Origin of the sequence: Mangrovibacillus cuniculi, from assembly GCF_015482585.1 — a bacterium.
GTDB lineage: Bacteria > Bacillota > Bacilli > Bacillales > R1DC41 > Mangrovibacillus > Mangrovibacillus cuniculi.
The window spans coordinates 1,629,839-1,655,495 of record NZ_CP049742.1 but is presented as its reverse complement, the minus strand read 5'-3'; the positions used below and the strand labels follow the sequence as shown (position 1 = coordinate 1,655,495).

General features: G+C 38.1%; 28 protein-coding genes and 1 other annotated feature. Of the genes, 25 read left to right on the top strand and 3 right to left on the bottom strand.

Going from position 1 to position 25,657, the window contains the following annotated elements; genetic code table 11:
- Positions 1-95: 95 nt before the first annotated feature.
- From G8O30_RS08505 to G8O30_RS08395, 23 genes are all read left to right on the top strand, one after another.
- Positions 96-749, top strand: coding sequence for a tetratricopeptide repeat protein (locus tag G8O30_RS08505; protein WP_239671667.1), 654 nt, complete (start codon positions 96-98; stop codon positions 747-749).
- A gap of 18 nt (positions 750-767) precedes the next feature.
- Positions 768-3,158, top strand: coding sequence for an SF1B family DNA helicase RecD2 (gene recD2 / locus G8O30_RS08500; RefSeq protein ID WP_239671666.1), 2,391 nt, complete (start codon positions 768-770; stop codon positions 3,156-3,158).
- A 110-nt stretch (positions 3,159-3,268) separates the two neighbouring features.
- Positions 3,269-3,457: a hypothetical protein gene (locus tag G8O30_RS08495; RefSeq protein WP_239671665.1), complete on the top strand. Its 189-nt coding sequence runs from the start codon at positions 3,269-3,271 to the stop codon at positions 3,455-3,457.
- A gap of 15 nt (positions 3,458-3,472) precedes the next feature.
- Positions 3,473-3,598 (top strand): DUF3918 family protein, encoded by a 126-nt coding sequence (locus G8O30_RS08490; RefSeq protein WP_239671664.1) that lies wholly within the window; start codon positions 3,473-3,475, stop codon positions 3,596-3,598.
- Between the two features lie 474 nt (positions 3,599-4,072).
- On the top strand, positions 4,073-5,149 hold the full coding sequence (locus tag G8O30_RS08485) for an AI-2E family transporter (protein WP_239671663.1): 1,077 nt from the start codon (positions 4,073-4,075) through the stop codon (positions 5,147-5,149).
- 65 nt (positions 5,150-5,214) lie between these two features.
- Positions 5,215-5,420 (top strand) — a binding site (T-box leader).
- Positions 5,421-5,473: 53 nt separating this feature from the next.
- Positions 5,474-8,110 (top strand): alanine--tRNA ligase, encoded by a 2,637-nt coding sequence (gene alaS / locus G8O30_RS08480; RefSeq protein ID WP_239671662.1) that lies wholly within the window; start codon positions 5,474-5,476, stop codon positions 8,108-8,110.
- 104 nt (positions 8,111-8,214) lie between these two features.
- On the top strand, positions 8,215-8,481 hold the full coding sequence (locus tag G8O30_RS08475) for an IreB family regulatory phosphoprotein (RefSeq protein WP_239671661.1): 267 nt from the start codon (positions 8,215-8,217) through the stop codon (positions 8,479-8,481).
- 2 nt (positions 8,482-8,483) lie between these two features.
- Positions 8,484-8,906 (top strand): Holliday junction resolvase RuvX, encoded by a 423-nt coding sequence (gene ruvX, locus G8O30_RS08470; RefSeq protein ID WP_239671660.1) that lies wholly within the window; start codon positions 8,484-8,486, stop codon positions 8,904-8,906.
- A 10-nt stretch (positions 8,907-8,916) separates the two neighbouring features.
- Positions 8,917-9,207, top strand: a complete 291-nt coding sequence (locus G8O30_RS08465) for a DUF1292 domain-containing protein (RefSeq protein WP_239671659.1) — start codon at positions 8,917-8,919, stop codon at positions 9,205-9,207.
- 512 nt (positions 9,208-9,719) lie between these two features.
- Entirely contained in the window at positions 9,720-10,856 is a 1,137-nt protein-coding gene (gene mltG, locus G8O30_RS08460) for an endolytic transglycosylase MltG (RefSeq protein WP_239671658.1), read from the top strand.
- A 175-nt stretch (positions 10,857-11,031) separates the two neighbouring features.
- Positions 11,032-11,703 (top strand): O-methyltransferase, encoded by a 672-nt coding sequence (locus tag G8O30_RS08455; RefSeq protein WP_239671657.1) that lies wholly within the window; start codon positions 11,032-11,034, stop codon positions 11,701-11,703.
- Positions 11,690-12,619 carry a peptidase U32 family protein gene (locus G8O30_RS08450; RefSeq protein WP_239671656.1) on the top strand — a complete coding sequence of 310 codons (930 nt, stop codon included), beginning with the start codon at positions 11,690-11,692 and terminating at the stop codon, positions 12,617-12,619. Before G8O30_RS08455 ends, G8O30_RS08450 begins: the two co-directional genes overlap by 14 nt.
- Before the next feature lie 20 nt (positions 12,620-12,639).
- Positions 12,640-13,914, top strand: a complete 1,275-nt coding sequence (locus tag G8O30_RS08445) for a peptidase U32 family protein (protein WP_239671655.1) — start codon at positions 12,640-12,642, stop codon at positions 13,912-13,914.
- Between the two features lie 4 nt (positions 13,915-13,918).
- Positions 13,919-14,554, top strand: coding sequence for a uridine kinase (gene udk / locus G8O30_RS08440; RefSeq protein WP_239671654.1), 636 nt, complete (start codon positions 13,919-13,921; stop codon positions 14,552-14,554).
- A 149-nt stretch (positions 14,555-14,703) separates the two neighbouring features.
- A complete protein-coding gene (greA, locus tag G8O30_RS08435; protein ID WP_239671653.1) occupies positions 14,704-15,180 on the top strand; it encodes a transcription elongation factor GreA in 477 nt (158 codons plus the stop codon).
- A gap of 277 nt (positions 15,181-15,457) precedes the next feature.
- Positions 15,458-16,249, top strand: coding sequence for a penicillin-binding protein 2 (locus tag G8O30_RS08430; RefSeq protein ID WP_239671652.1), 792 nt, complete (start codon positions 15,458-15,460; stop codon positions 16,247-16,249).
- Between the two features lie 29 nt (positions 16,250-16,278).
- Entirely contained in the window at positions 16,279-17,199 is a 921-nt protein-coding gene (locus G8O30_RS08425) for a penicillin-binding transpeptidase domain-containing protein (RefSeq protein ID WP_239671651.1), read from the top strand.
- A gap of 31 nt (positions 17,200-17,230) precedes the next feature.
- Positions 17,231-17,920 carry a YrrS family protein gene (locus G8O30_RS08420; RefSeq protein ID WP_239671650.1) on the top strand — a complete coding sequence of 230 codons (690 nt, stop codon included), beginning with the start codon at positions 17,231-17,233 and terminating at the stop codon, positions 17,918-17,920.
- A gap of 161 nt (positions 17,921-18,081) precedes the next feature.
- Positions 18,082-18,720 carry a class I SAM-dependent DNA methyltransferase gene (locus tag G8O30_RS08415; RefSeq protein WP_239671649.1) on the top strand — a complete coding sequence of 213 codons (639 nt, stop codon included), beginning with the start codon at positions 18,082-18,084 and terminating at the stop codon, positions 18,718-18,720.
- A gap of 14 nt (positions 18,721-18,734) precedes the next feature.
- Positions 18,735-19,430 carry a 5'-methylthioadenosine/S-adenosylhomocysteine nucleosidase gene (gene mtnN / locus G8O30_RS08410; RefSeq protein WP_239671648.1) on the top strand — a complete coding sequence of 232 codons (696 nt, stop codon included), beginning with the start codon at positions 18,735-18,737 and terminating at the stop codon, positions 19,428-19,430.
- Positions 19,431-19,518: 88 nt separating this feature from the next.
- On the top strand, positions 19,519-20,442 hold the full coding sequence (locus tag G8O30_RS08405) for a PLP-dependent cysteine synthase family protein (RefSeq protein ID WP_239671647.1): 924 nt from the start codon (positions 19,519-19,521) through the stop codon (positions 20,440-20,442).
- Position 20,443: 1 nt separating this feature from the next.
- Positions 20,444-21,580 (top strand): bifunctional cystathionine gamma-lyase/homocysteine desulfhydrase, encoded by a 1,137-nt coding sequence (locus tag G8O30_RS08400; protein WP_239671646.1) that lies wholly within the window; start codon positions 20,444-20,446, stop codon positions 21,578-21,580.
- A gap of 71 nt (positions 21,581-21,651) precedes the next feature.
- Positions 21,652-21,879 carry a YrhC family protein gene (locus G8O30_RS08395; RefSeq protein ID WP_239671645.1) on the top strand — a complete coding sequence of 76 codons (228 nt, stop codon included), beginning with the start codon at positions 21,652-21,654 and terminating at the stop codon, positions 21,877-21,879.
- Between the two features lie 43 nt (positions 21,880-21,922).
- Here the strand turns inward: G8O30_RS08395 and G8O30_RS08390 are convergent, their stop codons facing one another.
- Positions 21,923-22,612: a Dps family protein gene (locus tag G8O30_RS08390; RefSeq protein WP_239671644.1), complete on the bottom strand. Its 690-nt coding sequence runs from the start codon at positions 22,610-22,612 to the stop codon at positions 21,923-21,925.
- 87 nt (positions 22,613-22,699) lie between these two features.
- Positions 22,700-23,164, bottom strand: coding sequence for a hypothetical protein (locus G8O30_RS08385; RefSeq protein ID WP_239671643.1), 465 nt, complete (start codon positions 23,162-23,164; stop codon positions 22,700-22,702).
- Positions 23,165-23,328: 164 nt separating this feature from the next.
- Between G8O30_RS08385 and G8O30_RS08380 the strand changes: the two genes are divergently transcribed.
- Both G8O30_RS08380 and G8O30_RS08375 read left to right on the top strand, forming a co-directional pair.
- The gene (locus G8O30_RS08380; protein WP_239671642.1) at positions 23,329-24,255 is read left to right on the top strand and encodes an oxidoreductase; all 927 of its coding nucleotides are present in this window, start codon (positions 23,329-23,331) and stop codon (positions 24,253-24,255) included.
- A 109-nt stretch (positions 24,256-24,364) separates the two neighbouring features.
- The gene (locus tag G8O30_RS08375) at positions 24,365-24,868 is read left to right on the top strand and encodes a GNAT family N-acetyltransferase (protein ID WP_239671641.1); all 504 of its coding nucleotides are present in this window, start codon (positions 24,365-24,367) and stop codon (positions 24,866-24,868) included.
- A gap of 25 nt (positions 24,869-24,893) precedes the next feature.
- Here the strand turns inward: G8O30_RS08375 and G8O30_RS08370 are convergent, their stop codons facing one another.
- Positions 24,894-25,376 carry a DUF4306 domain-containing protein gene (locus G8O30_RS08370; protein WP_239671640.1) on the bottom strand — a complete coding sequence of 161 codons (483 nt, stop codon included), beginning with the start codon at positions 25,374-25,376 and terminating at the stop codon, positions 24,894-24,896.
- Positions 25,377-25,657: the final 281 nt, after the last annotated feature.

Here is a 25,657-nt window from a genome sequence, read left to right as displayed (position 1 = left end):
AAGCGTCCCCCTGTAACGGAAATCCCTCTGCAGTCACTCTGATATTTTGTCCAATCACCTTTTTACGGATAAATTTATGACTGGGGGAAATGAAGATGGATCTGCATCAAGAAGGAATTGAATTAATGAAAGAAGGAAAATGGGAGGAAGCGGCTAATTGTTTTAATAAAGCAATTGAATTAGAGCCGTCCAATCCACTTGGCTACGCTAACTTCGGAAACTTGCTTGTTGCTGTTAACGACTTAGAACGAGCAAAAGCCTTTTACCAAAAAACAATTGAACTAGATCCTACATTTGCAGCTGCTTATTATAGCCTTGGGAACGTTGCCTATGAAGAATCACTTTATGACGAAGCTGCAGCACACTATCAAAAAGCCATTCAGAATGGATTAGAAACAAATGAAGTCTTTGCCATGTTAGGGATTAGCTTTATGAACATGGAGCAAACAAAACTTGCCATTCCATATCTTCAACGTGCTGTAGAATTGGAGCCTTCAGATGTGGATGCGACTTTTCAACTTGGAATTGGCTATGCGAAAAATGAATTCTTTGACCTAGCGATAGAGCAATTAGAAAAAGTAATTGAATTATCTCCCAATCATGTAGATGGGCATTACAATCTTGGTGCAGCTTATGCTATGGGTACAGAAAATAAAGAAAAGGCTATCGAACATTTGAAGAAAACGATAGAATTAGAACCACGTCATGACTTTGCACAAAGTTTATTGATGATGATTGAATCGAATTAAGGAGTAGGAGGACGGGATATGGGGCAAGATTCCATGCAACAAAAAGAGCCATATGTGAAAGGGAGACTTCTTGTTACCATCTTTTACAACGAGTCTAATTTATATTCCGTCGTCCGCATCCGTGTAGAAGAAACAAATACCTCTTGGGCGGAACGTGAACTTATGGTGACGGGATACTTTCCCTCTCTAGAAGAGGAAACAACCTATACCTTTTATGGTCAGTTAAAAGAGCATCCAAAATTTGGGCCTCAATTCCATGTTTCTAGATTTCAAAAGGAAATGCCACAGTCCAAGCAAGGTACGATTCAATATCTTTCGAGTGATTTGTTTGAAGGAATCGGTAAAAAGACCGCTGAACGCATAGTTGACCACATCGGTGAAGGAGCATTACGAAAGATTCTAGCGGATCCAAGTATCTTAGATGATGTGCCACAGTTAGCGAAAACCAAAGCGGAAAGTTTGATTAATTCCTTAAAAGAGCATCAAGGTTTGGAACACGTCATGGTCGGATTGACTGACTTAGGCTTTGGTCCGCAGCTTTCCATGAAAATATTCTCATTATATAAAGAAGATTCTTTAAGTGTTATTGAGAAAAACCCATACATATTAGTGGAGGACATCGAAGGAATTGGTTTTAAAAGAGCTGACCAAATTGGTATTCAGCTAGGTTTTACAGGTGGTCATCCTGATCGAATGAAAGCGGCCATTCTTCATTTACTCGATGATCTCACATATAAAGAAGGCCATACATATGTCGAAGCAGAGGAATTACTTCCTGCTGTAGTAGAGTTACTTGCTCATCACCAAGAAGAAATCCCTTTTGAAGATATCTCTAAGCAAGTTTTAGCACTAGGAGAAGAAGGGAAAATTATTATAGAGGAACGTAAAATATTTATGCCCTCTTTGTATTTTTCTGAAAAAGGACTAGTGACGAGCATAGAGCGTATCTTAGCAGATGATTCTTTCTTAGATGAGTTCCCTGAATCTGAATTCTTGTTAGCGTTAGGTGAATTGGAAGAAGCGCTTGGAGTAGAATACGCACCTTCTCAAAAAGAAGCAATTGAAAAGGCGTTAAAGTCAGGGATGATGATTTTAACTGGCGGTCCAGGTACAGGGAAAACAACTGTTATTAAGGGAATTGTTGAAATCTATAGTAAGCTACATGGAAAGCCACTTGATAAAAAGGAATATAAAGAAGAGGAAGTATACCCTTATGTCCTAGTCGCTCCAACAGGTCGTGCAGCAAAACGTATGCAAGAATCAACTGGCTTAAACGCTATGACTATTCATCGTTTGTTAGGTTGGAAAGGGCAAGAGGAAGAACAAGAAGAAGAGGATGATGAGCCAGTTCCGTTTATCAAAGGATCACTACTAATAATCGACGAATCCTCGATGGTAGATAGTTGGTTAGCTCATCAACTTTTCAAACGAATCCCTAAAGGCATGCAGGTAATTATGGTGGGGGATGATGACCAATTGCCATCTGTTGGACCTGGTCAAGTGCTAAAAGATTTAATTGAAAGTAACGTGATTCCAACGGTCCAGCTAACGGATATTTACCGTCAGGCGGAGGGTTCTTCGATCATCGAGTTAGCGCATTCTATGAAAGAAGGGACAGTCCCTGCTAACTTAACTGAACCGCAAAAAGATCGTAGTTTTATTCAATGTACGACAGCTCAATTACCAGATGTTGTGGAAAAAGTTGTGGCGAATGCTACGAAAAAAGGGTACGCACTAAGAGATATCCAAGTGTTAGCTCCGATGTACCGTGGGGCTGCAGGTATAGATGAGCTAAATAAAAGGCTGCAAGAAATTGTTAATCCTAATCTAGATGGCAAGCGGAAAGAACTGAAATTTGGAGAAGTGGTTTTCCGAATTGGTGATAAAGTTCTCCAACTTGTCAATCAACCAGAGCAAAATGTATTCAATGGAGATATGGGAGAAGTCATTTCTATCTTTTATGCAAAAGAAAACACAGAAAAAGAAGACATGGTGATTGTAAGTTATGACGGAAATGAAGTGACATACACACGGCAAGATCTCAATCAAATTACGCATGCATTCTGTTGCTCCATTCATAAATCTCAAGGAAGTGAATTCCCTATTGTAATTATTCCGGTGGTTCGCGGTTATTACCGAATGTTGCGTAGAAATTTACTATACACAGCTATCACTAGAAGTAAACGCTTCTTAATTCTTTGTGGAGAAACTTCAGCATTTCGACTTGGTGTGGAAAGAACGGATGATTTACAACGACGAACGATGTTAAAATCCATGCTTCAATTACTTGGCACCGGGGGCGACGAAGAAATGGAACATGTAGCTTTAACAGAAGATACATGGGAAAAGGTAAATCCAATGATTGGTATGGAAAACGTTACGCCGAATGATTTCGAGTTAAACTCATAAGCTAAGTTTGTTCATCTCTTAAATAACGAACGGAATTTTCTACACTATTGTTTATATTTCATTAAATTGGCAATACTGCTTCTAACGATAAACGTGAAGAGGTGCTTGCTATGATGAAATGTCCAAATTGCCAAAGTAAAGACTTAGGTAAAATAGGAATTAATCAATATTATTGTTGGGGATGCTTTATTGAGATGTCTGTATCAAAAGGCATTATTAACACCCATCAAGTAGAAGAGGACGGAAGTTTAAGTTCGTTAGACGATCTATTTCATGAGGATGAACGAAAACTTAGTTAGAAGGGTGTGAGTGGCTTGAATAAAACGATTGCATCAATACTGGGAATCGGAATTGGAGTAGCAGCTTCCACGTATTCACGTTCTATGAACAAAAAGTCCATGAAAAAGTGGCAGAAAAAACTTCGCAAAGCCATTCATTAACAAGTGGGTCACCTAAATCATTGGGATTTAGGTGGCTTTTTTGTTACGTGACCAGTAACAACTCATTGTTAGCCACGTGATGTGGCTTGCTTTTAAATGAGTCTCCTTCATTGTTATTTCTTAAAGTGTAAAATGCGGTCAAGAAACGAAAAACGGGAAGTAGAGCACACGTTACGAGAATAACGTGCGTTCACGAAGCAGAAAAAGGGAGTAGAGCACACGTTACGGAAATAACGTGTGTTCAAGAACCGAAAAACGGGAAGTAGAGCACACGTTACGGAAATAACGTGCGTTCACGAAGCGAAAAAACGAAAGCTGAGCATACGTTTCAAAAATACATGTGGTCCAAAAGATAAAACCACATATTAATCAACCTGTAAAAAATCAACCGTTGAAATTATTACAAATACAAGAGCATATTTTCTTCCAAGTAAGCAAACCTAAGATTGAATGTAAACAAAGGAGGAACTGTACATGCAAAAGATTAAATCTGCATTATGGGTGACCATTTTAATCATTGCTGGCTTAACTGTTCTCTATCTCCTTTTTTTATTACAACCAGTTTGGAAGCCTTTTGTTCATGCTATTCTTTGGTTGTGTGTGCCATTCTTAGTAGCTGCTTTTATTAGCTTTTTATTGCATCCAGTTGTGGAAAAGGTTCATCGTTTTGGCATTCATAGAGGAGTAACCATAGCAGTGATATATGCTTTATTCTTTGGTGGAGTTGGAGCTGCGGTGTATTTCGGCTTGCCAATGTTTTATCAACAATTAAATGAACTAGTTGCACATGTGCCCACATGGACAGAATCTTATCGGAACGGACTCATTACTATTCATGAAGAAACGCAAGTTTACCCAGATGGTGTACAAGAATTTGTTGATAGACGAATTGATGCTATAGAGACATTCGCGGTAGGACTTGTGCAAAAAGGGTTATCATTATTCGCTTATGTGTCAACTGCCATATTATTTTTGGCTTTAATTCCATTTATCTCTTTTTATCTTTTAAAAGACTTTGATGTATTAAAGGGATGGGGAAAAAGTATCTCTCCTCAAAACTGGAAAGACCCATTACATAAAATTGTTAGTGGGATTAATGATACGTTAGGTGGATATATCCGAGGTCAATTTATTGTTTGCGTTTTAATAGGAGGCATTGCAACTGTTGCTTTGATGTTATTAGATATTAAATTTTCCATCGTGCTGGGTGTATTTATTGGCTTGACCAATATTATCCCTTATTTCGGACCGGTTGTTGGGGCGATTCCTACCATAGCTATTGCTGCTACAATGTCCTGGAGTACGGTGATTTGGGTAATTATTCTAATCGTTGCGCTTCAATTTTTAGAAGGTAATGTCCTTTCCCCGTGGATTGTCGGTAAGAGTGTTCACTTACATCCACTTGTTATTCTTGCACTACTTTTAGTTGCGGGAGAACTAGCAGGACTTGTAGGATTATTGTTAGTCGTTCCGTTTTTTGCAGTTGTAAGAGTAATTTACCACGTGCTTTTAGATGAAAAAAATAAAAGGGCGATCCTAAAAGATACGTAAAACATCATTCGAACATTGACATTCTTGATAGTATTTCATTATAATTCAAACTAAGTTCAATAGATGATAATACGTCGAAGGTTCTAAGTAGACTAGAGTCCGTTTGAAGAGAGAAACTTCCTTGGCTGAAAGAAGTTTTAAACGAAGGCTAGTTGAACGCTAAACCAGAGTGCTCATAATTGAAGTGAGCCGTTTGCTACGTTATAGCATTAAAGTGATGAAAGCCTTTCTTTCATAACCAGGGTGGTACCGCGATTTTCTCGTCCCTGTTATGACAGAAGGGCTTTTTCTATTTTTGCCTTACATACAGAAGGAGGAGTTAACATGAAATCATTAACAGGTGCACAAATTCGTCAAATGTACTTAGATTTCTTTTCAGAAAAAGGACATCGTATTGAGCCAAGTGCTTCACTAGTACCACATGAGGACCCATCTTTACTTTGGATTAACTCAGGGGTTGCGACACTTAAGAAATACTTTGATGGACGTGTAGTCCCAGAGAATCCACGTATAACAAACGCGCAAAAATCGATTCGTACTAACGATATTGAAAACGTAGGGAAAACTGCTCGTCACCATACTTTCTTTGAAATGTTAGGGAATTTCTCTATCGGAGAATATTTCAAAAAAGAAGCAATCGAATGGGCATGGGAATTCTTAACGGATAAGAAGTGGATTGGCTTTGATCCAGAGAAGCTTTCTGTTACGACCCACCCAGAAGACGAAGAAGCGTTTAAACTATGGCATGAAGGTATTGGGATTCCAGCTGAGCGAATCATCCGTCTAGAAGGAAACTTTTGGGATATAGGAGAAGGCCCAAGTGGACCAAATACAGAAATCTTCTATGATCGTGGACCAGAATATGGCGACGATAAAAATGATCCTGAATTATATGCAGGTGGAGAGAATGAACGTTATTTAGAAATATGGAACTTAGTGTTCTCGCAATTCAACCACAATCCAGACAATACGTATACACCTCTACCGAAGAAAAATATTGATACTGGTATGGGATTAGAGCGTATGGCATGTGTCGTACAAAACGTACCTACGAACTTTGATACAGATCTATTTATGCCGATTATCCGCGCAACGGAATCATTAGCAAATGTGAGCTATGGTACAAAAGGTGATACGGATACAGCGTATAAAGTTATTGCTGACCACATCCGTACAGTTTCGTTTGCAGTTGGCGACGGTGCACTTCCATCTAACGAAGGTCGTGGATACGTGCTACGTCGTTTACTACGCCGTGCTGTTCGTTACGCAAAAGCTATTGGGATTGAAAGACCATTCATGTTTGAATTAGTACCTGTAGTAGCAGAAATTATGGTCGACTTCTACCCAGAGGTAAAAGAAAAAACAGCATTCATCCAAAAAGTTGTAAAGAATGAAGAAGAGCGATTCCATGAAACCCTAACGGAAGGTCTTGCAATTCTTTCTACACTGTTAGAAGAAGCTAGTAAGTCTGAATCTCGTCAAATTAAAGGAACGGATGTTTTCCGTCTTTATGATACGTACGGATTCCCTGTTGAATTAACAGAAGAATACGCAGAAGAAAAAGGATTAACGATTGATTCTGAAGGTTTCCAAGTCGAGATGGAAAAACAAAGAGAACGAGCTCGTTCAGCACGTCAAGATACAGGAAGCATGCAAGTACAAGGTGGCGTTCTTGGTGATGTGAAAGTGGAAAGTGAGTTCGTTGGATACTCTCAATTAGCTGTTCATTCACGTGTTGTAACACTTGTGCAAAACGGCGAATTTGTAGAGAATGTAGAAGCTGGTGAAGAAGCGCAAATTATCCTTAACCAAACTCCTTTCTATGCAGAAAGCGGTGGACAAGTTGGAGATAAAGGTACTCTTACTGGTGATGGTGTGAAAGTAGAAGTGCTAGATGTAGTAAAAGCTCCAAACGGTCAATCTTTACACAAAGTGAAAGTGTTAGAAGGTACGCTTGAAAATGACAAGGAATTATTGGCTAAAGTAGCAACTGATATTCGTAGCAGCGTTATTAAAAATCACACAGCTACTCACCTATTACACCAAGCATTAAAAGATGTATTAGGAGAGCATGTAAACCAAGCAGGATCACTAGTTCAACCAGACCGCCTTCGTTTTGACTTCTCACACTTTGGTCAAGTTCAAGCAGAGGAACTGGAGTTAATTGAACAAAAAGTAAATGAACAAATTTGGAAGAACGTACAAGTAGATATCTCCAATAAATCTCTAGCGGAAGCAAAAGAAATGGGGGCTATGGCTCTATTTGGAGAAAAGTACGGTGATGTTGTCCGTGTCGTTCAAATTGGAGATTACTCGTTAGAACTTTGTGGTGGTTGTCACGTAGCAAACACTGCAGAGATTGGTTTATTCAAGCTGATTGGAGAAAGTGGAATTGGAGCGGGAACGAGACGTATCGAGGCTGTAACAGGTGCTCAAGCATATGGCTATATGAAAGAACAAGTCGATACATTAAAAACTGCTGCAAGTCTTGTGAAAGCTAAGCCAGCTGACCTTGTAACTAGAGTGGAATCACTTCTAGCTGAGTTAAAAGAAGCGCAACGTGAAAATGAATCTTTAGCTGCAAAATTATCAAATATCGAAGCTGGCCAATTAATAGATCAAGTAAAAGAAGTGAACGGGGTTCGTTACCTTGCTCAACTAGTAAATGTAGCGGATATGAACACTCTTCGTACAATGGCTGACGAACTGAAGCAGTCTATCGAATCTGGTATCGTGGTATTAGCTACTACTGGAGAAGGGAAAGTAAACTTTATCGCTACTGTTACTCCTGACTTAGTAAAAGAAGGTTACCAAGCTGGAAAGCTGGTAAAAGAGTTAGCTTCTATTTGCGGCGGTGGTGGCGGTGGTCGTCCAGACATGGCGCAAGCAGGTGGAAAACAACCAGAAAAAGTGAATGAATCTCTGCAATTTGTGGAAACATGGATTACGAACGTTAAGTAATTCGAAAACTTCCTTTCCTACTCTTCTTGTTGTACAATAGTAATAGTAGGAAAAATGACGTTTCTTGCGAAATTGATTTCCAAGAAATTTGTGAGGTGCTGTAGATGAACTCTTTTGACAACACGATGCGCTTTAACTTTTCAGATGATTCCATTGAACATGATGTAAAAGAAGTACTTAATCAAGTGCACGAGGCGTTGCAGGAAAAAGGCTACAATCCTATTAATCAAATAGTGGGTTATCTTTTATCAGGAGATCCTGCTTACATTCCTCGTCATCTGGACGCGCGTAATTTAATTCGTAAATTAGAACGCGATGAGATTATTGAGGAATTAGTAAAATCTTATTTACAACAGCATCGCGAGGGATAAAGATGAGAGTAATGGGTCTAGATGTCGGTACCAAAACAGTTGGTGTCGCAGTTAGTGATGCGATGGGATGGACCGCTCAAGGCATCGAGACAGTTAAGATTGATGAAGAAGCTGGGGAGTTGGGTTTAGCTCGATTAGCGGACTTAATCAAGGAGTACGAGGTAAGTAAAGTAGTAATTGGCTTACCGAAAAATATGAATAATACTTTAGGTCCTCGTGGGGAAGCATGTATGTTGTATGCAGACAGAGTTCGTGATACATTTAATCTTCCGGTTGAAATGTGGGACGAACGTCTAAGCACAATGGCTGCTGAACGAGTTTTACTAGAGGCTGATGTTAGTAGACAAAAACGAAAAAAAGTCATTGATAAAATGGCAGCGGTGATGATCTTACAAGGATTTTTAGACCGTCAATCTTATAAATGAGGTGTTAATTATGGAACATGGTGAAAAACATATCACAGTTGTAGACGAAGATGGTAACGAGCAGTTATGTGAGGTACTATTCACATTCGAATCAGAAGACTTCAAAAAATCTTACGTACTTTACTATCCAGTAGGTGCAGATGAAGATGATGCAGACGATATTGAAATTCACGCATCAAGCTTCAAAGAAACGGTTAATGGAGAAGCTGGAGAGCTTCAACCAATTGAGACAGAAGAAGAGTGGGATATGATCGAAGAAATGCTAAACACTTTCCTTGATGAAGAGGAAGCTGGAGAGTAATTCTCTTTAACTTATAAAGATAAAGAGGCTGATACAAAAGGTACATTCATAAAAAATGAATGTACCTTTTTTCGTAGTAATTGATTTTTAAATACTGCAGATTTAGTGCTTCTAAAAAAGCATCCTTGGGATTGGAGCGGAAGGGGGCGACTCCTAGGGGAAGGTGTTATGTCTAGCTCCAGGTGCGCAACCACTCGGGAAAGTTCAAAAGCCCTCCGGTGGCTGAAGAACTGCCTCCTCGGTCTTCTGAACTTTCCTACCGTGGCTAAACGCGCGCCTTCCGCTTTTCGTAGTGGAAAGCGTCCCCCTGTAGTGGAAATCCTTTTGCATTCACGTTTGATTTTTGTCATAACTTTTTAAAATTGTGGTTAAAAACACATACTTATTATTGGAAATAAAAGCATTCCACTCTGCTTTTACTACTTTTCCTTTTGTCGATTATGGTATAATAACGGAAAATCGTGCGCGAAAATTCTGTTTCTATGCTAATTGTCGTCGAAAGGAGTTTTTTTATGTCTAATGAGGATCAAAAGAGCTTTAAAGATAGAGTTCGTGAGTCAAAGCTACAAAAACAACAAGAAGCGAAAACAATAAGAAAAATTGTCTTAATAGTAACATCTGTCTTAGTAGCAATCATTCTTGCAGTGGGAATTGCAGGATATGTGTATATATCATCTAGTTTAAAAGCGGTAGAACCTACAAATGAAGAAACGAAAACAGTAGAAATACCTATTGGTTCAGGTGTAACTACTATTGGAAATATTCTTGAAAAAAATGGGCTTATTAAAAATAAAACCATCTTCCGATATTATGTTCGTTTTAATAATCACAACAATTTTCAAGCAGGAACGTATCAATTAAGTCCCTCAATGAATATTGATGAACTTATTAGTCAATTACAAACAGGTAAAGTAATGAGAGAAGCACAATTTAAATTGACGGTTCCAGAAGGTTTACAGCTCGTGGAGATTTCAGAGGTTTTAGCAGAGAAATTAAACATGAGTAGTGAAGAAGTGTTTACGGAATTAAATGACCAAGAGTTCGTCGAGAAGTTAATGAATGATTATCCAAACCTATTAAGTGAAGAAGTTTTAGGAGAGGAAGTAAAATATCCACTAGAAGGGTACCTATTCCCTGCAACCTATGAGTTTTATGAAGAGAATCCTTCGTTAGAAGATATGGTAAGAGAGATGTTAAACAAAACGAATGCTGTAGTAGGGAAGTTCCAAACAGATATTGCAGGTAGTGAGATGACTACACATGAAGTATTAACGTTTGCATCAATTGTAGAAGAGGAAGCTCCTTCAGAAGAAGACCGCCAGATGATGGCAAGTGTTTTCTATAACCGAATGGAAAAAGGTATGCCATTACAAACAGATCCAACTGTTTTATATGCAATGGGAAAACATAAAGAGCGTGTTCTATATGAATATTTAGAAACAGATTCCCCATACAATACCTATAAAAATCAAGGTTTGCCACCTGGACCCATCGCAAACTCAGGGGAAAGTGCTATACGTGCTGTGTTAAATCCAGCAGAAACTGACTATTTTTATTTCTTAGCTGCAACAGAAACTGGTAAAGTCTATTATTCAAAGACATACTCAGAGCATAATGATTTAATTGATGAACATATCAAAAACGATTAATTAACATAAAGAGGATTGCTTCTTTTCTCGCAATCCTCTTCTTTTTATGATAGAATAGTTCAAGGTTTTTAACGAATTAATGGAACGAGTCCGTGAGTAGGTAGAAAGCTCTAGTATAGCTTTCTTCTTTTCATGTTATCGTCTTTTTATAAGATATTATAAAGGTGCTGTTCGCATGGAAAATGCCATAACAAATTATTTAAGTGAACTTGTTCAACCTAGAGAATCACTCTTCCAAGACATGGAGCAATATGCAACGGAACACCATGTTCCTATTATGGATATTGTGGGAATGGAAACGTTGCTACAATTGCTTAGAGTGCAAAAACCAAAAAAGATTTTAGAGGTTGGTGCTGCAATTGGTTATTCGGGACTACGTATGGCAGACACTCTACCAAATGTAACCATTATCACAATTGAGCGAGATGAAGAAAGAGCAACAGTTGCAAAACAATATATTCAAACATCAAATCTAGCAGAACAAATCTCTCTGATTCAAGGGGATGCACTAGAAGTGGTGGAGGAAGTTAAGATGCATGGACCATACGATGCAATCTTTATTGATGCAGCAAAAGGACAATATCAACGATTTTTTGATTTATATGCTCCTATGCTAAGTGAACAAGGTGTAATTTATACAGATAATGTCCTCTTTAAAGGATTAGTCGCAACACCTGAGGAAGAGGTAGAACAAATAGAACCAAAGCGAATCCGTCAATTAGTCAAAAAGATTAAGTCATATAATCATTGGTTGATGAATCATGAAGAGTATTACACAATGATTGTTCCTGTTGGCGATGGACTAGCTATTACGACAAGGAGAGTGAGACCAAATGAAGAAGCCTGAATTATTAGTGACACCTCATTCCGTTGCACACGTTCAGGAATTATGTAACGCAGGTGCAGATGCATTTGTAATTGGAGAACAACGATACGGTCTGCGATTAGCAGGAGAATTTACCAAAGAAGCAGTAAAAGAAGCAGTAGAAATTGCGCACAAACATGATAAAAAAGTATATGTAGCGATGAACGCTATTTTCCATAATGATCGAGTAGGAGAATTAGAGGACTATATCGGTTACTTAGCTTCCATCTCTGTAGATGGCGTAATCTTTGGAGATCCTGCTGTGATTATGGCAGCTAGAGTAGCAGCTCCTACTATGCCATTACATTGGAATACGGAAACAACTGCAACTAACTGGTTTACATGTAACTATTGGGGGCAAAAGGGTGCTACTCGCGCTGTACTTGCTCGTGAACTTAGTATGGATGCAGTATTAGAAATTAAAGAAAATGCAGAAGTAGCAGTGGAGGTACAAGTACATGGAATGACTTGTATGTTCCAATCAAAACGTACGTTACTTGGTAACTACTACCGCTACCAAGGGAAAACAATGCCTTTAGAAAAGTTAGAGGATTCTCGAACGTTACTTCTCTATGATAAAGAGCGAAATAACAAGTACCCAATCTATGAAGATGAAAATGGAACGCACATTATGAGTCCTAATGATATCTGTATGATTGATGAACTTCCTGAATTAGTGGAGGGGAACATTGATAGCTTGAAAGTGGACGGTGTCCTTCAAACTTCTGAGTATATTACAAAAGTCACAGCTTTATATCGAGAAGCAATTGATACACTAGTATCTGACGAAGATCTATATGAAGAGAAAAAAGGCGAATGGCTAGAACAGATTGAAGCGATGCAACCAGAACATCGACCACTAGATACAGGATTTTTCTTTAAAGAAACAGTTTATTAAAAGATAAGGAGGAATGTGCGATGACAGCAATAATAGAAGATAAAATTTCTAAGGTAGTAGATGGCAAACGTGTTATTGTCAAAAAACCTGAATTACTAGCACCAGCTGGAAATCTGGAAAAATTAAAGATCGCTGTTCATTATGGAGCAGACGCTGTATATATTGGTGGTCAAGAATACGGATTACGTTCAAACGCTGGAAACTTTACATTTGAAGAAATGAAAGAAGGCGTGGAATTCGCGAAGAAGTACGGAGCAAAAATCTATGTTACGACAAACATTTATGCACATAATGAAAACATGGACGGACTAGAAGACTATCTAATGGGTCTTCAAGAAGCGGGAGTTACTGGAATTATCGTAGCGGATCCACTGATCATTGAGACGTGTAAACGTGTTGCTCCTAAAGTAGAGGTGCACTTAAGTACACAACAGTCTCTATCTAACTATAAAGCGGTTGAATTCTGGAAAGAAGAAGGGCTTCACCGCGTAGTTTTAGCGCGTGAAGTAAGTGGCGACGAAATTGCTGAAATGAAGCGCCATGTAGACATCGAAATTGAAACATTTATTCATGGTGCTATGTGTATCGCTTATTCTGGCCGTTGTACGTTAAGTAACCACATGACTGCACGTGATTCTAACCGTGGTGGTTGTTGTCAGTCTTGTCGTTGGGATTATGATTTACTAGATCGTCAAGAAAATGTAGAAACGCCTAAGTTCTCTGATGGCGATGCACCTTTTGCGATGAGTCCAAAAGACTTAAAACTAGTAGAATCTATTCCACGTATGATTGAGCTAGGTATTGATAGCTTAAAAGTAGAAGGTCGTATGAAATCCATTCATTACGTTGCAACAGTAGTATCTGTCTATCGTAAAATCATTGATGCATATTGTGCAGATCCAGAAAACTTTACAATTGACCCTGCTTGGTTAGTAGAGCTTGAGAAGTGTGCAAATCGTGATGCTGCGTCTGCATTCTTTGAAGGGACACCTGGATTCGAAGAGCAAATGTATGGTGTGCATGGCCGTGCAACGAAGCATGAATTTGTTGGTCTTGTGTTAGACTACAACGAGGAATCACAAGTTGTCACACTTCAACAACGTAACCATTTCAAACCTGGTGATGAAGTAGAATTCTTCGGCCCAGATATTGAGAACTTTAAAATCGTTGTAGAAGAGATTTTTGATGAAGAAGGAAATTCATTGGATGCAGCTAGACATCCGCTTCAAGTTGTTAAATTTAAAGTGGATCGTCCACTTCATGCTAACAACATGATGCGAAAGGAGAACGCATAATCGCATGAGTCGTAAGCCTGTTGTTATCGGTGTTGCTGGAGGTTCAGGTTCTGGTAAAACCTCCGTTACAAAAGCTATATATGAACAATTCAAAGGTCATAGCATTCTTATGATAGAGCAAGACTACTATTATAAAGATCAAACCCATCTTCCATTGGAAGAACGTTTAAAAACTAACTATGATCATCCATTAGCGTTTGATAATGATTTATTACTAGAACACATAGAGTCACTGCTTCGTCATGAACCAGTGGAAAAGCCAACGTATGATTACACTCTACACACTCGTTCTTCTGAAACCATTCCAGTAGATCCTAAAGATGTTATTATCTTAGAAGGAATCTTAATTTTGGAAGACGAGAGATTACGTAATTTAATGGATATGAAACTTTATGTGGATACAGACGCAGATTTACGTATTATTCGTCGTATGTTGAGAGATATTAAAGAACGAGGACGTACTATTGAGTCTGTGATTGAGCAATATATTAGCGTTGTTCGCCCAATGCATAATCAATTTATTGAGCCAACAAAGCGATATGCTGATATAATTATCCCTGAAGGTGGCCAAAATCACGTTGCAATTGATTTAATGGTAACAAAAATTCAAACAATTCTTGAACAAAAGTCATTTTTATAATACGATATCATAGATGTCAATTATAGGTATTCTTACAGAGGATGCGTTTCTTTCAACTTTAATTGAGAGAAATGCCCTCTTTTTCGATTATTGTCTACTCGAATGCCTTTGTCACGATAATCGTGTAACATACTGAAGGAGTGAACGTCATGTCCAACGAAAAAGTATTCCCGATGACAGCGGAAGGGAAAGCAAAATTAGAACAAGAATTAGAACAATTGAAAACGGTTAAACGTAAAGAAGTAGTAGAGCGTATTAAAATTGCTCGTAGCTTTGGAGACCTATCAGAGAACTCTGAGTACGATTCTGCTAAAGAAGAGCAAGCATTTGTGGAAGGTCGTATTACGACACTAGAAAATATGATTCGTAATGCAAAAATTATTAAAGAAGATGAAGTGAAAGGTGACCAAGTAGCTTTAGGTCGCACAGTTACATTTGTAGAACTTCCTGATGGTGATGAAGAGACTTACACAATTGTAGGTAGCGCAGAGGCTGATCCATTTGAAGGGAAAATCTCTAATGACTCTCCAATTGCAAAGAGTCTATTAGGTCATAAAGTAAATGATAAAGTAACAGTTCAAACACCAGCTGGTGAAATGAACGTACGTATCGTATCGGTATCATAATCTTTACTATTGCAGCAGACATTCTATAAGAAGTCTGCTGTTTTTGTTACGTGACCAGTAACAACTCCTCGTTGGCCACGTGATGTGGCTTGCTTTTAGATGAGTGTCCATTTACGTCGAGCAGTAAAAACTCATCTGTTACCTCATGCTTAGATGATTATCATTTTTGTTGTATGGTACTAAACAACAAACAAGTATGGGAATATCTACTTCACTCCCCTATGTAGCTAGTATGTCTTGTCTCATTCCCGTCCAAAATGAGAATGAGGTGAGACTATTGAAAAAAAGGGCAAGGTTTGTTGCAATAATCTTTCTGTTAATTTTCGGTATTATACATTTTCGTCTGGCTACCCTACAATTGCTACATACAGAATCATTCGGAAAACATCAAATTAATTTATTGGAGAACAGTGTCAGTCAGCGTACACAAACTATTCAAATTGATGATGGTAGAGGCCATTTTTTAGATAACGAAGGCAATCCATTATCTTACGACGTGAAGAACGTGGTAATTCTATTCCCATTTCTAAAATATATACAATGGGACAAAGAGAAATTAGCTAATCTTCTAGCTATCTCAGTAGACCAGATTGATCGACAGCTAAAAGAGCATAATGAACCTTTTGCTTTAGCTTCAATTGGTCCAATTGAATTAACAGCAGTAAAAATGGCAGAAATAAACGATTGGAATATTCCTGGATTAATTGCTAGTGAAAAACTTTATCCGAAGAAACAAATAGAAGCAGAACATCTCATTGGACTCATTCGAGAAGATCCATCCCAGTTGAAATCTAGATATCCTCATTTATCCTTACCTGCTTCTATACCGATTGGAATTGAGGGTCTTCAAGCAAGTTTTGATTCGTTTGTCATTCCAGAAATGGAGTCTCGATTAATTTATCACGTTGATGCGATTGGAAGGCCTTTATTCGGTTTACATGTAAAATATGCAGGAAATGCTAATCCCTATTATCCGTTGAATATACGAACTACGATACAAACTCCTATTCAACAAGTAGCAGAAGAAATCTTAACGAAACATGATGTAAAAAAGGTGGAGTTGCTCTGATAGATATTGCTTCATCAGAGGTAGTAGCTATGGCATCTAGACCACAGATTAATCAAAAGAATCCATATGGAAATAACAGTGTGCGAAATCAGTTGTTAACACCTTTATTTCCAGGTTCTGTTTTTAAAACAGTTGTGTTAGCAGCAGCATTAGAAGAGGGGGTCACTTCCTCTAATGAATCGTTTGATTGTGATTGGAATGTGTTAGGGAAAGAGAAGACGGATGATAAAGGTGTGCTTTCTTTAGAGGAGAGCTTTGCGCAAAGTTGTAATTTTACCTTTGGAGAATTAGGTGAAAGACTAATGGAGAAGGATGCAAATTTACTAGCAAATTATGCGGAGAAATTAGGCATAACGGAACATGCAATTTGGACAGGTGATGTATATCATGAGACAGATTTTCATCAGTGGAAAAAAACAGAAGGACAGGTATTTGCAGACAAAACACATGCAACTCAACCTGGGATTGTTCGTCAAACTGCTATAGGGCAACAAGACGTGCTGGTTACTCCACTCTCTGTTGTAAATATGATGGCAACTATTGCAAGGGGTGGGGAAAAGAAATCGGTCAAACTAGTTCAATCTATCGATTATAAAAATGGTACTCCAATGTACCGATTTTCCGAACAAACACTAGAAAAGCAAGTTCTTTCTCCCATTACCATTAGTCAAGTTCAAAAGCATTTACATGCAGTTGTTACTTCGCCACTTGGGACAGGTAAATGGTTTAATGACTTACCTGTGGAGATAGCAGGGAAAACGGGGACTGCAGAAACGGGAAAATTCACTGGTGAGGAACAATTGTACCATAAATGGTTTGCTGGATATTTTCCGTTTCATCAACCAAAATATGCGATGGTGGTTGTAAATGAAGATGTAACAAACTCGGAAGGTGGCATTAACCCGATTGTGATTGACCTTGTAAATGCTATAGAGGAAATAGGTTTCTAGTACACCTTTTATTCTGTACATGGTAAAATGGGTGGCAGGAAGGAAAGGAGAGGTAGATTATGGGTTCATCTCGTTCTCACCAACGAGCAAAAAGAGAAAAACAAATTTTGTACTAAATAGCTTAATAGCAATCGTCATTATTTTAATTCTTGTTGTTTCTGCTTCCATTTTTGGTTTAACGAACAGAGGCGATAATAATCAAGCTGCTTCGGAATCGACGAATGAAGAAGCGAATACGAATGATCAAGTAGAATCAGAACAAGATACATCTTCAGATGAAAATACAGAAACAGAAGATACAGAAACAGAAGACAGTGAATTAGAAGAACAACAAGAAAAAGAGGAAGTGGACTTAGAAAGTGGTCAAGAAGGAATGGTTGTGGAGGAAAGTACGGAAAATAACGTCAAAACAACCGCTCAAAATCCCAATTGGCAACCTGTAGGAACGGAGCAATCCAACTTTTCTAATTCCTTTGACCAAGGTACAGTAGACTGGAACGAAAAGTTAAAAGCGGTATCGTATGCAACAGGATTATCAATAGACGATATGATTGTATGGCGAATGGAACGTGGGGGAGATCCAGCTACTCAAGCAGTAGCTACAGTAACACCAAAAGATCAATCAGAGAACTATCGAGTGTATTTACAGTGGGTGGACGGACAAGGTTGGAAGCCAACGGAAGTACAAACGTTAGTGAAAAATGACAAAAAGAGCGGCTAAGCTGCTCTTTTTGTCATTTTCAGAAAATTACCTACTCTCTCTTGGAAGCTACTAATTTGACAAAAATACTTACTCCCTGTTAAGTTAAGAACAGTTTTATTTTTAATTCATACTATACTTATAGGAATTATTATATATGACGAAAGAAGAGAGGTTATCTCATGGGGAGAGAATTTTTAGATCTATTTACAGAATGGGCTGACACGTATGATGAAACAGTACAAGGGCATGACAAAGAATATGAAGAAGTATTCCGTGACTATGAAACGATCTTAGAGACAGTTGCCAAATGTTCAAATGGAACTGTTTTAGAATTTGGAACTGGTACAGGAAACTTATCTTTAAAACTATTAAAATATGCGGACCAAGTGATCGGTGTGGAGCCTTCTCCAGAAATGAGAGCGATTGCTCAAAAGAAGCTTGGAAAGTTTGTAGAAATGGTAGATGGTGATTTCTTACACTTTTCTGTTCAAGAAAAAGTAAACACGATTGTTAGTACGTATGCGTTTCATCACTTGACAGATGATGAAAAATTACAAGCGTTTGATCGCTATAGCAACATACTAGGTAAAGGTGATAAAATAGTCTTTGCAGATACAATGTATGAATCAAAAGAAACATTTGCACACGCGATTCAAGAAGCAAAAGACAAAGGCTATCACAATCTTGCCACTGACCTAGAAAGAGAGTATTACACGACAATCCCTTTCTTACAAAGTGCATTAGTAGCTAGAGGTTTTGATGTTCATTTTACTCAAATGAACGACTTTGTCTGGCTGATGGAAGCGACGAAAAAGTAGAAAGAGGGATTTACATGACAATTGCCATCATCGGAGCAATGGAAGAAGAAGTAAGTATTTTACGTAACCAAATGACAAACACAGATACGGTGACAATTGCCGGAAGTGAATACACAAAAGGCACGTTAGAAGGTAAAGAAGTAGTCTTGTTGAAATCAGGTATCGGTAAAGTTAACGCTGCGATGTCTACTGCCGTACTTTTCCAAGAATTTAAACCTTCTGTAGTAATTAACACAGGTTCTGCTGGCGGATTTGATCCTTCTTTAGAAGTAGGAGATGTCGTTATTTCTACAGAAGTGCGTCATCATGATGTAGATGTTACTGCTTTTGGCTATGAGTATGGTCAAGTTCCTAACTTGCCAGCAGCATTTACAGCAAACGAATTATTACGAAAAGCAGCAGCAGACAGCATTGCGGAAATGGAAGGTATCCAAGTTGTGGAAGGTCTTATCGCAACTGGAGATAGCTTTATGAATGATCCGAAGCGTGTAGAAGCAATTCAAGATAAATTTGTTGAACTCCAAGCAGTAGAGATGGAAGCTGCAGCAATTGCACAGGTAGCACATCAATTTAACATCCCTTTCGTTGTCATTCGTTCTTTATCAGATATAGCAGGAAAAGAATCACACGTTTCTTTTGATCAATACTTAGAGAAAGCAGCGGTGAATTCTGCAAAACTTGTAGCGAAAATCGTACAACGTTTAGCATAAAAAGAGTCGGAAAAAAGACAATCGTATAAGTCTGTCATGATCGAAGTGGCAGACTTTTGCTATGTAATGTAGGGAGGGGATTGGTGAGATGAAAGTATATCGTAATATCCATGAGATGATTGGTCAAACACCTGTAGTAGAGGTAACGCAATTTACTTTACCAGAAGGGGTACGATTATTTGCGAAGTTAGAAAGCTTTAATCCAGGTGGAAGTGTAAAAGATAGGCTTGGAAAAGAACTGCTAGAAGATGCATTTGAAAGAGGTGTCATCTCAGCAGGTTCTACCATCATAGAGCCGACTGCAGGAAACACTGGAATCGGTTTAGCTTTAGCAGCCATTCCATTTGATTTGAACGTAATCTTCTGTGTTCCAGAGAAGTTCAGTATAGAAAAGCAAGATTTGATGAAAGCGCTAGGTGCGAAAATTGTACACACGCCAACATCCGAAGGGATTAAAGGAGCTATTGCGAAAGCAAAAGAGTTATTGAATGAGATTCCTAACTCTTACAGTCCACAACAATTTCATAACGCTGCTAACCCTAGAACGTATTATAAAACGTTAGGTCCTGAGCTTTGGGAACAACTAGATGGACAAATCTCCACGTTTGTAGCTGGTGCTGGGTCAGGTGGAACGTTCCAGGGAACAGCTCAGTTCCTAAAAGAAAAGAATTCGGCTATAAAAACAGTAATCGTCGAACCTGAAGGCTCTATTTTAAATGGTGGGGAGTCTGGTCCTCATAAAACAGAAGGTATTGGAATGGAGTTTTTTCCTCCGTTTATGGATAAAGGGAATTTTGATGCAATCCATACCGTTTTAGACGTGGATGCTTTTGATAGAGTAAAAGAATTGGCTTTAAAAGAAGGTCTATTAGTAGGAAGTTCTTCTGGAGCTGCGTTACATGCTGCGTTATTGGAGGCGGAAAAATCACCAGCCGGTACGAATATCGTGACCATTTTCCCGGATTCAAGTGAACGATACTTAAGCAAGAAAATTTATGAAGGAGGAATATAATATGCGTAAAAAAACACAATTAATTCATGGTGGTATTGTAGGAGACGAACATACTGGTGCAGTTAGTGTACCAATCTATCAGGTTAGTACGTACAAGCAAGAAGAAGTAGGAAAGCATAAAGGCTATGAGTATTCTCGCACAGGAAACCCAACTCGTTTTGCTTTAGAGGAGTTAATTAAGGATCTAGAAGGCGGAGAAGCTGGTTTCGCTTTCGGATCTGGTATGGCGGCAGTAACGGCAGTAGTAATGCTATTAGATGCTGGTGACCATATTATTATGACGGATGATGTGTATGGTGGAACATATCGTGTGATGTCAAAAGTGTTGAACCGCTTTGGAATTGAATCTACTCTTGTTGATACTAGTAATCTAGATGAAGTGAAAGCAGCTGTTCAAGAAAACACAAAAATGGTTTATTTAGAGACACCAACAAATCCATTACTGAAAATTACGGATATTGCAGAAGTAGCAGCTTTCACAAAAGAGCAAAATTTACTGCTAGTAGTGGATAATACGTTCAGCACGCCATATTGGCAAAATCCAATTGCATTAGGTGCAGACATTGTCCTTCACTCTGCAACAAAGTACATTGGCGGTCACTCTGATGTGGTAGCTGGTTTAGTGGTTGTAGCAACGAAAAAGCTAGCGGAAGATCTACATTTTGTTCAAAACTCTACTGGAGGCGTTCTTGGACCTCAAGATTCCTGGTTATTGATCCGTGGTATTAAGACGTTAGGTATTCGTATGGAAGAGATTGAAGAGAATACGAAAACGATTGTTGATTTCTTACAGGAACATCCATTAGTATCTACTATTTATTATCCGGGACTAGAATCTCATGTAGGTCATGAGGTAGCGAAGAAACAAGCAACTGGATTCGGTGGTATGGTTTCTTTTGATGTTGGAAGTAAAGAAAAAGCAGAGCAAGTGTTACGTTCTACTAAATATTTCACGTTAGCAGAAAGTTTAGGAGCGGTAGAAAGCTTGATTTCTTTACCAGCTCAAATGACACATGCATCTATCCCTGCTGAGCGTCGTGCAGAGTTAGGAATTACGGATGGATTGGTTCGTATTTCTGTCGGATTAGAAGATGTAGAGGATTTAATTGAAGATTTAAAGCATGCTTTTGAAGCGTAAGTTCTAGTTATTACCAAACGGAATGTTTCTCTTACTATGTTACACTAGTACTATAGTAAGGGGTGGTAATGATGTTGAAGAATTGGCAAGGAAAAGTGAAAGATTACCGTCACTTTGGTATTGTGTTGTTAGCGATTGGAGCAATGTTCTTTCTTGGCGCGTTATTGCCTATGGAGACTAGAACATCTACTCAACAGCTAGCGTATATGATTATTTCCTTTTTGAGCCTATGTGGAAGTACACTTTACTTTTTGAAAGCTCGTAAATATAAGAAATTTATTGATAATGCTTCGTCATAAAAACGCCCTCTGCAATAATTGCAGAGGGTATTTTTTTACCATCTTAATTCAATTTAGGATTTAATGGACGATTGGATGCTACGTCATCTCCGCCTTCGAAGAAATGATTCATACCGCGTACTAGTGAATCATCTTCTAATAGAGACCATAAATGGTAGCCTAAGTCTTCACGCTTTAATAAAATTTCTTCTAGGACTTGTACTGTTCCAAAGTCTTTAAACTCATGTGCGCGATCAATTGTTTTGCGCAACATTAATTGAATCTTTAATTCGTGCTCTAAATCGTTACGTAGGAAGTCACGCATCGTGTAACGTCCTTCTGGCTCGTGTTTAATATAAGAAAGAGCATGCTGAGTAACTGGGTGAGCTGTAGGAACTACTCCAAGTCTTGCAACGCGTTCTCCAACTTGGTCAATATGTTTCTTTGTTACGTCAACGTGCTCATCTAAAATGTGATGTAAGCTTCCAAAAGACTCTGCACCCTCAGTTAACCAGTGGTGTTTAGTATATTGGTGCAAAGCGACGTTAAATGCACATAAATGTTCGTCTAAATGTAGACCGATTTCTAGACGTTTGTCTCTGTCTAAACTAATACCGCTACCTGTTTCTCTTACTGTTCTTGGTTCTTGACGAAGAATCATTTCTTTACTTTGCTCGTGTCCTGGCATAGATGGATCAAAGCCCATCTTGTTTAACAAAAATTCATTTCTTGCATGATCTTGATGGTGTTCCATGGGGAAAGCCTCCTAACATTTATTTTCATCAGTAGCCTTCCCCTTTCTAGCAAGAAAAATCATTTAAAATTTAAATCGTAAAGACTTCTAGTATTTTTCATTCCACTCTTTTTGCCAAGCCGGATAATTTGTTTGTACTTCTTCTGCTGTTAATCCATTCAAGGAATAATAGGAGCCGCTTAGACTGTTGTTCTTTTCCATTGGGAATGACCAGCCACCAATGATGTTGTTTGCATCTACTAACAGTCCAACTTCCGTAGTTACCATTCCATATGAATGATCTAAGGGATGGCCTTTAACCACAAAGGAATACATTTTTAGTGATTTATTTAAATAAGGTGTTACTTCTTCTGTTTGTATAGCCCATAGTTGTTGATGTGGAAGAAGGGATAAGTTTTGTTCTGTAAATGTTATTTCTTTCGTTGATTCTAAGGAGATTGCATCATATCCAAGAGCTTCTAAATGTTCCACTAAGTGATTTTCGTTTGGTGTCCAAGTGTTATCAGCTTTACATGCAGTAAGTGAGATAGCTACAAGGAATACGAAAAGCAATTTTTTTATTTTACTTCCTCCTCAGAGTAATAGTTATCTTAAGTATATTTAATTTTCTTGTTTTTTCCAATGAATTTATCTCCTAATGAAAAGCTTTAAAAATGACACCTAAGTCGGATTTAAGTAAACTAGGTTTTATAAGTGTAGAAATTGGAGTGATTTTCATGAAGTGGAACTTGGAAGAGATGAATGGGATAGAGAATAAGGTAGCTATCATTACTGGTGCAAATAGCGGCTTAGGTTTAGAAACAGCAAAAGCACTAATCTTAAAAGGTGCACATGTTATTTTAGCTGTTAGAAATGTGCAAAAAGGGGAAGAAGCAAAAATTGAGCTGCTGGAAAAAACAAATATAAATAATTCTTCTCAGTTAACCGTGATGCAATTAGATCTAGGAGATCTGCTAAGCGTGAAGGAATTTTCAGAGGAATTTCAACAACGCTTCGAGCAGTTAGATTTGTTGATTAATAATGCAGGTGTGATGTTCCCGCCATATTCTAAAACAAAAGATGGATTTGAGTTGCAATTTGGCACGAATCATTTAGGTCATTTTGCGTTAACGGCACATCTGATTCCTGTATTAAAGAAAACACCAGGTGCACGAGTAATTACATTAAGTTCGATTGCTCATCGTGGTGCTCACATTTATTTTGATAATTTACATGGAGAAAAAGGGTATAAGGCATCTAAGTTTTATGGTCAAAGTAAGTTAGCTAATTTGTATTTTGCTTTAGCGTTGGATGAAAAGTTTAAGGAAGCGGGAGTAGATATAAAAAGCGTTGCCTGTCATCCAGGAATCTCTTCCACGAATTTATTCCGTTTTGGAAGAGAGAAGGCGACTTGGTTTATTAATTTATTATTACCGTTGTTTTCTCAATCGGCGGAAATGGGTGCATTACCGACTTTGTACGCTGCGACAAGTTCAACGATAAAAGGTGGAGAATATATCGGTCCGAATGGTGCTGGGAACAGAAAGGGTTATCCTGCTCTAGAAACTCCACATGCTTCTGCGGGTAGTAGGGATGTTATGGAGAGGCTGTGGACGGTTTCGGAAGAACTTGTTGGGATGCGATTTGACATAGAATCTAAATAACTGAGCTTAAAAAGACTAACTTCTAATAAAGTTGGTCTTTTTTACATATCCATAACTAAAACTGTTATAATTTTCTAAACGAAAGTATGAAAGGAGTATTTTTCCTATTATGCAAAATTTTATTGTGAGATCTGCTGTGAAAAAAGATGCAATTTGTATAGCAAAGGTTCACGTAAATAGTTGGAAAACTACGTACAAAGGATTCTTACCAGATAGTTATTTAGATTCATTAACGTATGAAAAGAGAGTACCGCTTTGGGAGGGGGCAATTCCTCTAGGAGGTATCTATGTTGTAGAAGATCCAAATGGCAAGATTGTTGGTTTTGCTTCTGGAGGAAAGGAACGCAGCGGTAATTACAAAGAACATGATGCGGAGTTGTATGCGATTTATTTGTTAGAAGAGGTGCAAGGATTAGGCTTAGGAAAGCTATTAGTGCAGAATTTAGTGAATGGCTTTAAGGATAATGGTTATTCGGCTGTGTTGGTAATGGTCTTAGAGGGTAACACCGCGTGTAAGTTTTATGAAGCATTAGGTGGAAAAGTGATAGATTCATTGGAAGACGAGATTGCTGGGGTGAAAGTTACGGAGCTGGTGTATGGGTGGAGCCTATAAAAAAGAGCTGAGGGTTAGCTCTTTTTTATAAAAGGTTTCTGACTATACGATTTGTTTTATTGGGAAGAAAAATTTGTAATGCGATTATTCCAAAGGTGAGCATGGAAGTAACTAGGAGTACTTTTGCTGCTAGTTGGGCTCCTGCAGTAGTGGAACCGAGTGAAAAAACGCCAATTATTAAAAGCAATGTAGAGAATAATATGGAAAAATAACGAAAACGTAGATTGTTATGTTTTACTAGTTGTCTGCCTACTAAGAAGATTAAATAGATAGCGGTAAGCATAACGAGTATTGGATAGGTAGGTTTGAATTTTAATGCATAAAAGAAAAAGTCTAGGCTTGATAGTTGCTCTGAGTCTGTAATTTCTTTATGAAATAGATTGGTAATTGGTGTTGAGCTTCCCCATTCAAAAGGGTTTTGTAGTAATTCCGATCCTTCATAGAGACTGACGAGTAGGAAAAAGAGTAAAAAAGATATGGTAAGGCCGAACTGAATAAGTTTTTTCATTTCTAACATCCCTCTCATCTGAGATCATAGTATTATTTTTCCATATAATTACTTTAACATAATATACTAATACTAGTAAGTACAAAACAATTGGAATAAAAGAGAAATGATATCTTCTTGTGATGAAGTTTTCCTAAGTTTTGATTACTTATTTTTTTGCAAGGTTACTATCAGTGGTTTCGATCCTGCTATGTAGAATGTATTATAAGTACTCCTTCTAATCTTAAAACATTTTAATAAATAAATATTTTTATCACTTTACATAGCAATTTACATTAGCA

Bases quoted from the DNA above. Each gene is read 5' to 3' on its own strand.
- G8O30_RS08465 (WP_239671659.1), top strand. From the start codon at position 8,917: ATGGAACATGGTGAAAAACATATCACAGTTGTAGACGAAGATGGTAAC.
- G8O30_RS08505 (WP_239671667.1), top strand. From the start codon at position 96: ATGGATCTGCATCAAGAAGGAATTGAATTAATGAAAGAAGGAAAATGG.
- G8O30_RS08400 (WP_239671646.1), top strand. From the start codon at position 20,444: ATGCGTAAAAAAACACAATTAATTCATGGTGGTATTGTAGGAGACGAA.
- G8O30_RS08390 (WP_239671644.1), bottom strand. From the start codon at position 22,612: ATGGAACACCATCAAGATCATGCAAGAAATGAATTTTTGTTAAACAAG.
- udk (WP_239671654.1), top strand. From the start codon at position 13,919: ATGAGTCGTAAGCCTGTTGTTATCGGTGTTGCTGGAGGTTCAGGTTCT.
- G8O30_RS08405 (WP_239671647.1), top strand. From the start codon at position 19,519: ATGAAAGTATATCGTAATATCCATGAGATGATTGGTCAAACACCTGTA.
- ruvX (WP_239671660.1), top strand. From the start codon at position 8,484: ATGAGAGTAATGGGTCTAGATGTCGGTACCAAAACAGTTGGTGTCGCA.
- G8O30_RS08380 (WP_239671642.1), top strand. From the start codon at position 23,329: ATGAAGTGGAACTTGGAAGAGATGAATGGGATAGAGAATAAGGTAGCT.
- G8O30_RS08485 (WP_239671663.1), top strand. From the start codon at position 4,073: ATGCAAAAGATTAAATCTGCATTATGGGTGACCATTTTAATCATTGCT.
- G8O30_RS08415 (WP_239671649.1), top strand. From the start codon at position 18,082: ATGGGGAGAGAATTTTTAGATCTATTTACAGAATGGGCTGACACGTAT.
- recD2 (WP_239671666.1), top strand. From the start codon at position 768: ATGGGGCAAGATTCCATGCAACAAAAAGAGCCATATGTGAAAGGGAGA.
- G8O30_RS08495 (WP_239671665.1), top strand. From the start codon at position 3,269: ATGATGAAATGTCCAAATTGCCAAAGTAAAGACTTAGGTAAAATAGGA.
- G8O30_RS08375 (WP_239671641.1), top strand. From the start codon at position 24,365: ATGCAAAATTTTATTGTGAGATCTGCTGTGAAAAAAGATGCAATTTGT.
- greA (WP_239671653.1), top strand. From the start codon at position 14,704: ATGTCCAACGAAAAAGTATTCCCGATGACAGCGGAAGGGAAAGCAAAA.
- G8O30_RS08395 (WP_239671645.1), top strand. From the start codon at position 21,652: ATGTTGAAGAATTGGCAAGGAAAAGTGAAAGATTACCGTCACTTTGGT.
- G8O30_RS08370 (WP_239671640.1), bottom strand. From the start codon at position 25,376: ATGAAAAAACTTATTCAGTTCGGCCTTACCATATCTTTTTTACTCTTT.
- G8O30_RS08445 (WP_239671655.1), top strand. From the start codon at position 12,640: ATGACAGCAATAATAGAAGATAAAATTTCTAAGGTAGTAGATGGCAAA.
- mtnN (WP_239671648.1), top strand. From the start codon at position 18,735: ATGACAATTGCCATCATCGGAGCAATGGAAGAAGAAGTAAGTATTTTA.
- G8O30_RS08450 (WP_239671656.1), top strand. From the start codon at position 11,690: ATGAAGAAGCCTGAATTATTAGTGACACCTCATTCCGTTGCACACGTT.
- G8O30_RS08425 (WP_239671651.1), top strand. From the start codon at position 16,279: ATGGCATCTAGACCACAGATTAATCAAAAGAATCCATATGGAAATAAC.
- G8O30_RS08475 (WP_239671661.1), top strand. From the start codon at position 8,215: ATGAACTCTTTTGACAACACGATGCGCTTTAACTTTTCAGATGATTCC.
- alaS (WP_239671662.1), top strand. From the start codon at position 5,474: ATGAAATCATTAACAGGTGCACAAATTCGTCAAATGTACTTAGATTTC.
- G8O30_RS08455 (WP_239671657.1), top strand. From the start codon at position 11,032: ATGGAAAATGCCATAACAAATTATTTAAGTGAACTTGTTCAACCTAGA.
- mltG (WP_239671658.1), top strand. From the start codon at position 9,720: ATGTCTAATGAGGATCAAAAGAGCTTTAAAGATAGAGTTCGTGAGTCA.